Raw genomic sequence first — 13,412 nt, 5'->3', positions numbered from 1 at the left:
CAAATCGATTTACCGATTTACTGCCGCAGCTTCCCGCGCCGCAGCTGCCTGATCTGGGTGGATACCCAAGCGTGTGAGATTAATCCGTCCTTTATTGTCTATCTCGCGCACTTTGACAATCACTTCATCTCCGACTGCTACTTCATCTTCAACTTTGCCAACCCGGTAGTCAGCTAATTGAGAAATGTGGATCATGCCTTCTTTGCCAGGCAGAAATTCCACAAATGCACCAATAGGTATAATCCGAGTCACACGCCCTACATAGACATCACCTTCATGTAGCTTGCGGGTCATGCCTTGGATGATGTTCCGCGCTTTCTTCGCCTTGCTTTCATCCACAGCAGAAATTGTCACGGTGCCATCATCTTCAATGTCAATTTTGGCTCCAGTTTCCTCGGTAATACCCTTAATTGTCTTGCCTCCGGGGCCGATGACTAAACCGATCGTGTCTGGATCGATCTTAATGGTCAACAGACGTGGGGCATAAGGTGATGTTTCTGTGCGTGGTTGCTCGATTGTTTCGAGCATTTTCTCCAGAATGTGCAACCGGGCTGATTTAGCTTGGTGGATCGCTTGAGCAATCACATCCAAAGACAAACCGGAAATTTTCATGTCCATTTGCAAGGCGGTAATTCCGGTATCTGTCCCGGCAACCTTGAAATCCATGTCACCTAAAAAGTCTTCAATGCCTTGGATATCAGTTAAAACTCTGACTTCTTCTCCTTCTTTGATTAAACCCATAGCCGCACCGCTGACGGGTTTAATAATTGGTACGCCTGCATCCATCAATGCCAGGGTGGAACCGCACACCGAACCCATTGAGGTAGAACCGTTGGAGGAAAGAACTTCCGAAACGACACGAATTACGTAGGGGAATTGTTCTTTTGGTGGTAACACAGGTAAAAGCGATCGCTCTGCTAAAGCACCATGACCAATTTCCCGTCTTCCTGGCGCACGCAACGGCTTGGTTTCCCCAACTGAGAAGGGTGGGAAGTTGTAATGATGCAAATAACGTTTGGATTGGTCTGTTTGCAAATCATCGTTGAGGTTTTGGGCATCTCCAGGGGTACCAAGGGTACAAGCAGATAATACCTGGGTTAGTCCGCGGTTAAATAAACCACTGCCATGAACTCGCTTGGGTAAGACATCAACTAAACAAGAAACAGGGCGGACTTCATCAAGTTTGCGACCGTCAACGCGAACGTTGTCTTCGACGATTTGACGGCGCATGAAGTATTTGGTGATGTCTTTAAAAGTGTTACCAAGTGCCTTGCTGTTTGTGGTTGCGGCAACTCGAATCGGGTCTTCTTCTGGAAGTTCGGCGATCGCAGTTGCAATTTGTTCTTTGACGACATCCAAAGCTGCATCGCGTTCGGGTTTACTCAACTCAAATTGAGACAGGATTTTTTTAATCTCATCGCTAGCGCGATCGCGGATATAATTTTCCAGAGTTTGGTCTACTTCTGGTGGTGCTTCTTGCACTATTGTCAGACCCAGTTCTGCTACTAAATCTAGCTGCGCCTTAATTAAGTCTCGCACCGCTTCGTAGCCAAAATCGATCGCCTCGATAATATCTCGCTCTGGCAACTGATTGGCTCCTGCCTCCACCATGATTACGCCATGGGGTGAACCTGCTACTACTAAATCTAAGTCTCCAGCTTCGATTTCTGCGTAGGTGGGATTAATAACGAAATCATCTCCCACTAAACCAACTCGCACTGCTGCCATCGGCCCATCAAAGGGAATTTGAGCAATTAAAGTAGCGATAGAAGCACCAGTAACAGCTAGTACATCGGGCGGTACTAGCTCATCCATCGACAAAGTTAAGGCGACAACTTGCAGGTCATCCCGCAACCATGAAGGGAACAAAGGACGCAGGGGACGGTCTATGAGACGGCTGGTGAGAATTGTTTTTTCTGGTGGACGACCTTCCCGCCGCATGATTCCTCCGGGAATCCTACCGGCGGCATACAGCCTTTCTTCGTAATCTACTGTGAGGGGAAGAAAATCAATGCCTTCTCTGGCTTGCGATCGCGTAGCCGTCACCAAAACAGCTGTATCCCCTGATTCTATCAAAACCGACCCACCAGCTTGGGGAGCTAGTAGGCCTACCTTCAGTCGAATATCCCGTCCATCGAAGGATATTGACTTATCAACTTCTGCCATTCAGTTTTTTTTCCTTCTCTTTTTCTATTCTCTCTCTGTGGCAATCCTAACATTTATGCCCTCTGGCTGGCTTCTATTACATACAAAGGTAAACAAGCTGTTTAACGCAAAGCACGATACATCTATGACAATAAAGCGACAGAAAATCTGACCGTTTTTTACATCATCAGCGCCTTTACACCCGCCCATCAGCTAGCTTTGCTACATGGGGAATGCTTCTAATGATATCAAATCCCAAGGATTGCCAAAGTTTTATTGAAGGTATATTAGTTTCAAATACTAGGTTGAACATCACTAGCTCGTAGCCAAGGTTTGCTGCGATCGAGAGCATCGCCTTTTCCATGAACCGCCCTATACCGTGACTTCGCAACCCAGGTTGTACAATAAAACCAGCGTTGCAAATATGGCTACACTGACCTGGAAAATTTGGCTTGAGATAAAAACGCCACCAATACTTATTTTGGCTTGGATGTAGCTTCTTGAACAGATGCCCTGACCACAAAGGCATCGTGACTCAATCAGTAAGTTGAAGATTCTGCCTGAGAGAGGGGTAGCTGTTGGCGTAGCTCTTACCTTCAATAATGACAAGATTTTAGTAATATCCTTACAACCTCTTGCTTTTGAGGATGTATATAATCTAGATTTTACTGTCGTCCCATACTTTAAAATTTTATCAAGGGGAAAATGCATCATTACTAATGTTGATGAATCTGTTCAATTTAATGTATTTTTTATATTCAATATTTGAATTAAGAATCTTTGTGAACAGGTGCTATAAGTAGAAAATCGACTATCTTTTAATGCTTTAATTTGGGAAAAACGTGAGTATTTGGCAATGGCAATTTTACACGCTAGTTGGTTACTAAAAAATCAAAATAGTTGTTTATTTATTTGGGGTGAGAGTTGGCGATCGTCGCGGGTGAATTTTGATGTCAGTGCGTCCAGAGATATACCATTAAATCCATTGGCGATGACACCAGTTGAGTTATGTGAGTGGTTGCATTTACAGAAAATCACAATTCCCAACTTCACACCGGAATCTCAAGTTGCTGTAGCTGCCACTGGGCGAACGCGCAAAGGTGTAAGTGTGACTAAAATCAGTTTGCCAACACACTCCCAAATTATTGCTTTACCAACTTATTTTTTAGAAAACAGTGAAGAAGGGATAATATCCATTTCGCCCGTGCATTCTGCTAGTTTGGGGTTGGAAATAGACTCGCCGCAATATCTACAATCGTGGCAAGTCGAGGGTTTTTGTCTCAACTCTAGCGAAGCGATTAAATTTCTCACGTCTATCCCTCTAAATGCTGCTGATGGCGAAGATGCATTTTTGGGTGGAGATTTACGCTTTTGGTCGCAGGTTGCCCGTTGGAGTCTCGATTTAATCTCGCGGTGTAAGTTTTTACCAAACATCCAACGGCAATCCGATGGTTCTATGATTGCTAGGTGGCAAGTATTGTTAGATAGTGCTGTGGACAGCACCCGCCTGGAAAAATTCTCTGCGAAGATGCCACTGGCTTGTCGTACATGTCAGGGACTAGGGACTGGGGAACTCGGGGCCCCCTCTGGGGATAAGGGGCAATGGGGACTGGGGGAAGACAATACTACCTCATCCTCCTTATCCCCTCACCTAAAAGTAGACTTGCCAATTGAACCTCAAGAGTTGTTGTTGGGGTTTCTCAACAGTACGATAGATGCCCAAGTGCGGGAAATGCTGGGTTCTCAACCTGCCATTGAAACTAGGGTGATGGCATCGTTACCGTCTGCGGTGCGACAGTGGTTACAAGCTTTAACTAGTGCATCTAACACAGTCAATGCAGATGCAATGGAAGTGGAACGACTGGAAGCAGCCCTGAAAGCTTGGACTCTACCGTTGCAATACCAATTAGCTGGGAAAACGCTGTTTCGTACCTGTTTTCAGCTGCTGCCTCCGGAAGAAGGGGAAACAGATTGGATATTGGCGTATTTTCTGCAAGCGGCTGACGATCCTGAGTTTGTGGTGGATGCGGCAACTATTTGGAATAATCCTGTTGAGCAATTAATTTATCAAAATCGCACAATTGCCCAACCACAAGAAACATTCTTGCGGGGTTTAGGGCTAGCTTCTCGTTTGTATCCAGCGATGTCTGGCGACAAGGCGCAGAACGCCTACGCACCCAGTTTGGAAACCGAATCTCCCCAATCTTCTCGCCTCAACCCGTTACAAGCATACGAGTTTATCAAGTCTGTGGCTTGGAGGTTTGAAGATAGTGGTTTGGGAGTGATTTTGCCTCCCAGTTTGACGAACCGCGAGGGATGGGCAAATCGTTTGGGTTTGAAAATTAGCGCTGAAACCCCCAAGACAAAGCAAGGACGTTTGGGTTTGCAGAGTCTACTAAATTTTCAGTGGCAATTAGCTATTGGCGGACAAACGATGTCTAAAGCCCAATTTGACAGGTTAGTAGCGTTAAATAGCCCACTAGTAGAAATTAATGGCGAGTGGGTGGAGTTGCGCCCCCAAGACATCAAGACAGCCCAAGCCTTTTTTGCTTCTCGCAAAGACCAAATGGCACTTTCTTTAGAAGATGCTTTGCGTCTCAGTACAGGGGACACCCAGGTAGTAGAAAAGTTACCAGTAGTCAGCTTTGAGGCATCTGGGGCATTGCAAGAGTTAATTGGCGCACTCACAAATAATCAAGCGATCGCACCTTTGCCCACACCAGCCAGTTTTCAAGGGAAGTTGCGACCCTATCAAGAACGCGGCGCGGCTTGGTTGGCTTTCCTGGAACGTTGGGGCTTGGGTGCATGTCTTGCAGATGATATGGGATTGGGTAAAACGATTCAATTTATCGCCTTTCTCTTACACCTTAAAGAACAAGACGCACTAGAAAAACCAACTTTATTAGTTTGTCCAACTTCCGTTTTAGGTAACTGGGAACGGGAAGTTAAAAGATTTGCCCCCACACTCAAAGTTTTGCAATATCACGGTGACAAACGACCTAAAGGTAAGGCATTTTTAGAAGCAGTTAAAAAGCATGATTTAGTTATCACCAGTTACTCATTGATTCACCGTGATATTAAGTCATTGCAAGGTATTTCATGGCAGGCGATTGTTTTAGATGAAGCCCAGAATGTGAAAAATCCGGAAGCAAAGCAGTCGCAGGCAGTGCGGCAATTAGAAACAACATTTCGCATTGCTTTGACGGGGACACCAGTAGAAAATCGTCTGCAAGAGTTGTGGTCAATTTTAGATTTCCTCAATCCTGGTTATTTGGGAAATAGGCAATTTTTCCAACGGCGCTTTGCCATGCCAATTGAAAAGTATGGTGATACAGCTTCTTTGAATCAATTGCGTTCCTTAGTTCAGCCTTTTATTCTACGCCGTCTGAAAACAGACCGCGACATTATTCAAGACTTGCCAGACAAGCAAGAAATGAATGTTTTTTGTGGACTCACTCCTGAACAAGCTGCACTTTATCAACAAGTGGTAGAAGCATCGTTGGCAGAAATTGAATCTGCTGAAGGATTGCAACGTCGGGGAATGATTTTAGCTTTACTAGTCAAACTCAAACAAATTTGTAATCACCCAGCCCAATATTTAAAAGCAGCCACATTAGAAAAACACCATTCGGCAAAACTACAACGGCTAGAGGAAATGTTAGATGTGGCTTTAGCAGAAGGCGATCGCGCTTTAATCTTCACGCAATTTGCCGAATGGGGCAAGTTACTCAAACCTCATTTAGAAAAACAACTAGGAAGAGAAATATTGTTTTTATATGGCAGTACTAGTAAAAAACAACGTGAGGAAATGATTGACCGTTTCCAGCACGATCCTCAAGGCCCTCCAATTATGATTCTTTCTCTAAAAGCAGGTGGAGTAGGACTAAATTTAACACGAGCAAATCATGTATTCCACTTTGATAGATGGTGGAATCCTGCTGTGGAAAATCAAGCTACAGACCGAGTATTTCGTATCGGTCAAACTCGCAACGTACAAGTACATAAATTTGTCTGTACGGGCACTTTAGAAGAGAAAATTCATGACATGATTGAAAGTAAAAAACAACTTGCCGAACAAGTGGTGAGTGCAGGTGAAGAATGGTTAACTGAAATGGATACAGACCAACTGCGTAACTTACTAATACTTGACCGTAATGCAGTAATTGATGAGGATGCAGAATAAACAGCAGTCAGAATACAGAATACAGAATACTCTACCCAGTAAATCGCTGACTGCGATCTTCGTAATATTAATGAGATAGTTGCTTATATTAAATGTGCGATATTAGTGAAAAATATCACACATGCATCTTTAGTTTGTGCCCTCATGTCGAATTATTTTACCCATGGTTATGCCTTATTAATTGGGGTTGGCAGAACAGCCGAATCCCGGTGGTCATTGCCTGTCACAGTTAAAGATGTGCAAGCTCTGAAGACGGTGCTGATTGACCCAAACTTGTGTGCTTATGTGGATGATTCAGAACATATTCGCTTATTGCAGAACGAGCAGACGACACGCAACGCAATTTTGGATGGATTAACGTGGTTAAAGGAAAAGGCTGCTGCTGATCAAGATGCAACAATTGTAGTTTTTTACTCTGGGCATGGGTGCTTTGACTTATCGAGCCAGTGTTACTATCTACTTCAACATGACTTTAAATATACAGACATTCCTAACACCGCCCTATCAGCCCAAGAATTTACTCAAGCCCTGCGGCAGATTCAGGCAAAGCGGTTGTGGGTGGTAATTGATAGTTGCCACGCAGAAGGTATGGCTACTGCTAAGGGAGAACTACCTGCTGACTTTATCGCCACGGCATTGCCCAAAGGGGTGGTCGATGCCTTGAAGCAGGGCGAAGGACGAGCGGTATTTACCTCCTCCAGAGGCAATCAGGTTTCTTGGATACGTCCTGATGGCAGCATGAGCCTCTACACTTATCATCTAATTGAGGCATTGCGAGGAGCAGCTAATCAACCAGGGGATTCCACAGTCATGCTCTCAAATCTGATCAATCATCTGGGTAAAACCGTGCCAGAGAGCGCCAGAACCCTATGTCAAAAAGAACAGACCCCGTTTTTTGATACGGCGATGGAAGATTTTCCGATTGCCATGCTGCGGGGAGGGAAAGGATTGCCAAACTCAACCCCAGTCTCGGACTTGCCCCAAATTATGAGCGATCGAGAAGTAGTAACGCCTGCACTAGCAAGAGCAAAACGAGCCTTAGCCATCTTAGAAGAACAAGCTGCTTCGTTTGGAATTCGTATTCCAGTAGATTTGCAGATTGAATTGGAAGAAAAACGCCGCCAAGTAATTGAATTAGAGTCTCGGCATAAAAAACAGAATTAGATTAAGCAAATATAGCCCAAATTCATTCATGTAGAGACGCGATTCATCGCGTCTGAAATACCAGTTTTCCTTGCCAATAAACCTTAACTGAACCGTATTGAAATATAGCCGACGATGATTTTTATCGTTTCGAGTTGCGAACACAAACTGCCGAGTCCTGAACACAAACCGCCGAGTCCCGAACACGAACTTCCGAGTTCAGAACACAAACCGCCGAGTCCCGAACACCAAATTTCAAGTTGCGAACACCAACTTCCGAGTTGCGAACACAAACCGCCGAGTTCTAAGCACGAACTTCCAAGTTCTGAACATGAACTTTCGAGTTCTGGGGATACCCTGAAAAAATCATACAATCTTGTGAAGTGCAGAGAAGTCTAAGCATAGACTACCGACAAACAAAACTGCGGAGCATCTTGCCCGTCCTGGAACTCGGACAGACTAAAGAGTTTATCCCACAAGCATTAATTAGATATTTTTTTATTTTTTATATAACCTTATGGATAATCAAGAAGCACTACAGCGAACTCTCAACCGCGCTCGTCGCGCCCTCCAAATATTAGAGGAGGAAAAAGCTAGTTATGGAATTCGAGTTCCAGTAGATTTGCAGATCGAACTAGAGGAAAAACAAAAAGAAGTCACTAGCCTAGAGGCGCGATTAAGCCAGTTACAGGAAAAGCACCCGGAAAGTGTGCCCGATAACCTACCCCGCTATACCCATGTGTTTGTCGGACGGAAACAAGAAATCGCCCGTTGTTTTGAGGCACTGTCACCAGAGGAACGCGGTTGGGGTGTGGCGATTGATGGTATTGGTGGCATGGGTAAAACGGCGTTAGCGCTGGAGGTAGCACACCTGGCCCGTAAACAAGCGATGTTTGATGCCTACCTGTTTGTTTCTGCTAAGACTACCTGGCTTTCGGCTGAGGGAGTGCGGCAAGAAACCCTCGCCCTGTCTTCTCTCGATAGCTTCTGCCGGGAATTTGCCAAAGGCTTAGGGCAGACAGATATTGTGAAAATGACTGATGCCACAGAACGCCGCCGCGCCCTTCTCGATGCCCTGCAAGGACGGCGCACCCTGTTGATTTGGGACAACTTGGAAACGCTGAATGCAGAAGAACGCGAGATGATTGCCGAGTTTCTACGGAAGTTGCCCACCCCCAACAAAGCCATCATCACCAGCCGCCGCCGCACTGGCGAAAGCGCCCTTACCGTCCGCTTAGATCGTCTTTTGGAAGCAGAGGCTTTGGAATTAATGCAGGCGAAGGGAAAGTCGCACCCCCGTCTAGCCCAGGAACTAAACGCAACCAAGCCAGAGATATTGACGGCTTTATATCAAGCGTCTGGTGGCAACCCTCTAGCGCTGGATTGGACATTAGGACATGTGGCACACAAAGGTTACTCCATCAGTGTTGCCTTAGAGCGGTTGCGGAATGCTGCCAGATCCGCCGATCTTTACGGGTTTCTGTTTGCTGATGCTGCCCAAACTCTTTCTGAAAATGAGCGCACAGTTTTGTCTGCCCTGGTTGTATTCCTGACACCAGCAAGAACCGCAGCACTGGCAGATGCTACAGATTTAGCCATCACCGAAATCCAAGTTTCTTTGGAGCAGTTGGTCACTCTATCTTTAGTGAATGACTTGGATGGAGAACGGTTTGGACTGCACCCCCTCACCCGCACTTATGTCCGGGCAGCTGTGGGCGGAACGGATACCGTTGGAACTGCACCCCTAGCGAGTGGAATTCAGTTTGACTCTGCTGCCCAACGAAAAGTTCTGCGGTACTGGGTGGACTTTGCCCAAAAGTACGGGGGTTACAGCAAAGATGCCTATAAAACCCATGACAAGCTGGAAGCCGAGTGGCAGAATCTAGAGGGCGTGGCGACAACCCTGCGGGAGATGGCAGGTATCCCTAGTACGTTGAAAGACGGACAGGCTGCCCAGATGCTCATCGATTTGGAAAAGGCTTTGTATAATTTCCTCTTCTTTCGAGGCTACTGGGATGAGGCGGTGCGTTTGGGTGAGTGGCGTTATCAGGCGGGAAAGGCGCTGGGTCAGTGGAGTGATGCTGGTTGGGGTGCCTATAGTGTTGCCTGGATTTACTACAATCGCGCCGATACTGATAGGGCAGCAAGTTGGGCGGCTCAGATAGCGGAGGCGATCGAGCGGGGCGGCAGCCATCGGGATAAGGCTAGTGCAATTCATTTGCAAGGACATATTGCAAAGCAACGCCAGCACTGGGCAGAGGCAGAGCGAATGTACCAGGAGGCATTAGCAATTTACCGAGAGTTGGGGAATGAAGAAGATGAGGCGATCTCCCTCAACGATCTGGGAGCAGTTGCCCAACAGCAAGGACACTATGATCGCGCCGAGTCGTATTACAAGCAAGCATTGGCGATAGAAGAAAAACTAGGAAATAAAGAAAAACAAGCAACTTATTGCAGCAACCTGGGACTTCTAGCCCTTGACCGCAACCGCCCTTCGGCAGCCCGCCCCTGGTACGAGCGTCAGTTAGCCCTGGCGCAAGAAGTGGGACAGCAAGACTCGGTAGCTTATGCTCAAGCGGGACTGGCGCGAGTTCTGGAGAAGGAGAGGCGCTACGTAGAGGCGCTACCCTTGGCACAGGCTGCCCTGGAAATCCGAGAGCGCCTGCGCCATCAGGACTTGGATTGGACGCGCCAATTAGTTGAGCGGTTGCGGCGCAAAGCGGGGATGGAATAATTTGTAATTCGTAATTCGTAATTCGTAATTCGTAATTCGTAATTCGTAATTAATTCAAGGTTTTACGCCCCTGTGTAGTGCCATTCCAGTCTGTAGGCTGAATAGTTGCGAAACTGATATGCTCTCAAAGATAAACGCTATAGTCTGAGGTAACTATCACAAAACAAGATTAACCCATCTATTCGATAATTTGAAATTGACTTATGACCAATGACACATTACAAGCAAGCCGAGAATGGTGGTCGCAGAGGTGGCTTGATTTACTAGATTCCTATCGCTTTAAAAAACGCTTAGAACGTGCGAGAAACTATTCTCGTCAAGGAAATGTTTTAAGCATTGAATTTAAAGGTGCAAAAGTATTAGCTAGGGTGCAAGGTAGTGAAGCAGAACCTTACAAAGTTTCTCTTTCCCTTGATGCTTTTAGTGATGAAGAATGGGGCTACGTTATAGAAACAATGTCCCACAAGGCGGTGTTTGCTGCCAAATTATTGGCGGGAGAAATGCCACAAAATATGGAAGAAGCATTTACAACGAATGGTCTTTCGTTATTTCCTTTTACCCTTAGTGACGTTCATAGCAAATGCTCTTGTCCTGATAAAGCCAACCCTTGTAAACATGTAGGTGCAGTTTACTATCAATTAGGCGATCGCTTCAGCGAAGATCCATTTGTACTGTTTCAATTGCGCGGACGCACTAAAGAACAAATTATCAGTGATTTACGTAAATTACGCAGTGCTAAAGTTAAAGCCACCACACCTGAGACATCTGAGACTCAAACACCTATCCTCAGTACGCAATACTCTGTAAAAATTGGTGTTTTTTGGCAATATCATGAGCCACTAGAGTCATCTCTAGTAGTTATTGCACCGTCAAGTAGTGAAACAGTGTTAGATGTATTGGGAGCAATTCCCCTAGCAAAAGCAGAAGAAAATGTAGTAAATTTAACCTCAAGTGACGTGGTAATGAAATATTTGGACACTATTTACAAAGAGGTTAGTCAGAAAGCTGTTTTAGCAGCAATGAATGTAGGAGCAGGTTAAATAAGCAATTCTTATAATTGTATTCAGTCTTAGTATCGATTTGCTAAAGCAGATCAAAAGCCGAGACCTTTTTAAATAAGTAAGTAGCTGGACAAAAATATTTACTGTCATTGCGAACAAAGTGAAGCAATCCCAAAACCTTGCGATTGCTTCGTTTCACTTCGTTGCACTCGCAATGACATTGTGTAATTAATTCTGTTCGATTACTTAGTTCTGTTTATTGCCAGTAATTGAATGTTATGAAAGGAACAATCCAGTTAAACCCACATGGAAATCCAAAGCAGAATTATTTCGTTAGAACTTACTGATGGTACAAGTATCAAAGTTGAAGCTACAGCAATTGACGAGCGCAAAGTAAGCGTTCAACCTCGGCACTTTCACGAAATAACCATGGCTATTGAATCTCTTACTAGGGACATTGCAGAAGCAATACAAAATGTTAAGCCAGATAAAGCTAGCGTGAAATTTGGTATAGAAATAGGCATTGAATCGGGCAAACTCACACCTTTACTAGTCAAAGGTACTTCCACAGCCAATTTAGAGATTACTTTGGAGTGGGTAAATAAATAAGCTAAAACATCTAAAAAAAGCTCTTGTTTTTACACAAGAGCCATTAAAGGATTTGATTGTCAGTGATGAAAGAAAATTTGCAACCTAGTCAAGGTCGTTCATGAACATGACTGGCTCAGACTCACGGTCAATGCCTTTCTCAAAACCACCAGCAGCAGCGCGGGCGCGACCGGCGTGCCACAAGTGGCCAATTAAGAAGAAGAAGCCTAACACGAAGTGAGAGGTTGACAACCAAGCGCGAGGAGACACGTAGTTGAAGGAGTTGATTTCAGTAGCAACACCACCCACTGAGTTCAGAGAACCCAAAGGAGCATGTGTCATGTATTCAGCAGCGCGCCGAGCTTGCCAAGGCTGAATATCTCTCTTGATTTTGTCTAGGTCAAGACCGTTAGGACCGCGCAGAGGCTCTAACCAAGGGCCGCGGAAATCCCAGAAACGCATGGTTTCACCACCGAAGATAATTTCACCAGTGGGAGAGCGCATCAAGTATTTACCCAGACCTGTGGGGCCTTGTGCAGAACCGACGTTAGCACCTAAGCGTTGGTCGCGGATTAGGAAGGTCAAAGCTTGAGCTTGAGAAGCTTCAGGGCCAGTGGGACCGTAAAATTCACTGGGGTAAACGGTGTTGTTGTACCAAATCATACAGGAAGCGATGAAGCCCATTAAGGACAAAGCGCCCAAGCTGTAGGAAAGGTAAGCCTCACCAGACCAGATCGATGCACGACGTGACCAAGCAAAAGGCTTAGTGAGGATATGCCAAATACCACCAGCAATACAAATCAAGGCAACCCAAATGTGACCGCCAACAACGTCTTCCAAGTTATCAACGCTAACAATCCAGCCCTCGCCACCGAAAGGAGACTTGATTAGATAACCGAAGATGACCGCTGGATTGAGTGTTGGGTTGGTAATGACGCGAACATCACCACCTCCAGGTGCCCAGGTGTCGTACAAACCACCAAAGAACATTGCCTTCAATACCAACAGCAGCGCACCTAATCCTAAAATGATTAAGTGGAAACCGAGGATGTTGGTCATCTTATTCTTGTCTTTCCAGTCATAACCAAAGAAAGAGGAGTACTCTTCTAAGGTTTCTGGGCCGCGGACGGCATGATAAATACCACCAAAACCCAGTACGGCTGAAGAAATTAGGTGGAGTACACCAACAACAAAGTAGGGGAAAGTGTCGATAACTTCACCACCAGGGCCGACACCCCAACCTAAAGTTGCGAGGTGAGGCAGCAGGATTAGACCCTGCTCGTACATGGGCTTTTCAGGAACGAAGTGAGCGACTTCAAACAAAGTCATCGCTCCAGCCCAGAAGACTATTAAACCAGCATGGGCAACGTGAGCGCCCAGCAGTTTTCCAGATAGATTGATTAAGCGAGCGTTACCAGACCACCAAGCAAAACCGGTGGACTCTTGGTCACGTCCCCCACCGATGACGGAAGATCTATTAGAGAGCGTTACCACGTGGTAGTACCTCTTCAGGGAATACAAATTGTTCGTGAGGCTGGTCTTGAGGAGCCATCCAAGCGCGGATACCCTCGTTCAGCAAAATGTTTTTGGTATAGAAGGTTTCAAATTCTGGGTCTTC

Annotated in this window: 7 protein-coding genes and 2 pseudogenes; 5 read left to right on the top strand and 4 right to left on the bottom strand. The window is 45.7% G+C overall.

The genetic code is table 11. From position 1 onward, the window contains the following. Positions 1–9 precede the first annotated feature (9 nt). Positions 10–2,166, bottom strand: coding sequence for a polyribonucleotide nucleotidyltransferase (locus RMY31_RS23005; RefSeq protein ID WP_322662777.1), 2,157 nt, complete (start codon positions 2,164–2,166; stop codon positions 10–12). 175 nt (positions 2,167–2,341) lie between these two features. Then, a pseudogene (locus RMY31_RS23000) lies at positions 2,342–2,856 on the bottom strand (N-acetyltransferase family protein). Between the two features lie 145 nt (positions 2,857–3,001). Between RMY31_RS23000 and RMY31_RS22995 the strand changes: the two are divergent. The 5 genes from RMY31_RS22995 to RMY31_RS22975 all read left to right on the top strand — a co-directional run bounded on the left by RMY31_RS22995 (position 3,002) and on the right by RMY31_RS22975 (position 11,815). Then, positions 3,002–6,328 carry a DEAD/DEAH box helicase gene (locus tag RMY31_RS22995; protein ID WP_322662773.1) on the top strand — a complete coding sequence of 1,109 codons (3,327 nt, stop codon included), beginning with the start codon at positions 3,002–3,004 and terminating at the stop codon, positions 6,326–6,328. 144 nt (positions 6,329–6,472) lie between these two features. After that, positions 6,473–7,492 (top strand): caspase family protein, encoded by a 1,020-nt coding sequence (locus RMY31_RS22990; RefSeq protein WP_322662771.1) that lies wholly within the window; start codon positions 6,473–6,475, stop codon positions 7,490–7,492. Between the two features lie 496 nt (positions 7,493–7,988). Beyond that, positions 7,989–10,205, top strand: coding sequence for a tetratricopeptide repeat protein (locus tag RMY31_RS22985; RefSeq protein WP_322662769.1), 2,217 nt, complete (start codon positions 7,989–7,991; stop codon positions 10,203–10,205). Between the two features lie 203 nt (positions 10,206–10,408). Then, positions 10,409–11,245, top strand: a complete 837-nt coding sequence (locus tag RMY31_RS22980) for an SWIM zinc finger family protein (RefSeq protein ID WP_322662767.1) — start codon at positions 10,409–10,411, stop codon at positions 11,243–11,245. A gap of 267 nt (positions 11,246–11,512) precedes the next feature. Next, positions 11,513–11,815 (top strand): CU044_2847 family protein, encoded by a 303-nt coding sequence (locus tag RMY31_RS22975; protein WP_322662766.1) that lies wholly within the window; start codon positions 11,513–11,515, stop codon positions 11,813–11,815. 84 nt (positions 11,816–11,899) lie between these two features. Here RMY31_RS22975 and psbC read toward each other — a convergent pair whose 3' ends face one another. Both psbC and RMY31_RS22965 read right to left on the bottom strand, forming a co-directional pair. Beyond that, on the bottom strand, positions 11,900–13,288 hold the full coding sequence (psbC, locus tag RMY31_RS22970; protein WP_322662838.1) for a photosystem II reaction center protein CP43: 1,389 nt from the start codon (positions 13,286–13,288) through the stop codon (positions 11,900–11,902). Beyond that, positions 13,272–13,412 (bottom strand): annotated as a pseudogene (locus RMY31_RS22965) (photosystem II D2 protein (photosystem q(a) protein)); the annotation flags it as partial. The gene psbC and the pseudogene RMY31_RS22965, both read right to left, overlap by 17 nt.

It is taken from the genome of Dendronalium sp. ChiSLP03b (assembly GCF_034531165.2).
GTDB classification, from domain to species: Bacteria; Cyanobacteriota; Cyanobacteriia; order Cyanobacteriales; family Nostocaceae; genus Dendronalium; species Dendronalium minutum.
Note: the sequence above shows the minus strand (reverse complement) of the source record. Positions and strands in the feature narration are given on the sequence as shown.

Coding starts and splice junctions, on each gene's coding strand:
- RMY31_RS23005 (WP_322662777.1), bottom strand. CDS start 2,166: ATGGCAGAAGTTGATAAGTCAATATCCTTCGATGGACGGGATATTCGA.
- RMY31_RS22995 (WP_322662773.1), top strand. CDS start 3,002: ATGGCAATTTTACACGCTAGTTGGTTACTAAAAAATCAAAATAGTTGT.
- RMY31_RS22990 (WP_322662771.1), top strand. CDS start 6,473: ATGTCGAATTATTTTACCCATGGTTATGCCTTATTAATTGGGGTTGGC.
- RMY31_RS22985 (WP_322662769.1), top strand. CDS start 7,989: ATGGATAATCAAGAAGCACTACAGCGAACTCTCAACCGCGCTCGTCGC.
- RMY31_RS22980 (WP_322662767.1), top strand. CDS start 10,409: ATGACCAATGACACATTACAAGCAAGCCGAGAATGGTGGTCGCAGAGG.
- RMY31_RS22975 (WP_322662766.1), top strand. CDS start 11,513: ATGGAAATCCAAAGCAGAATTATTTCGTTAGAACTTACTGATGGTACA.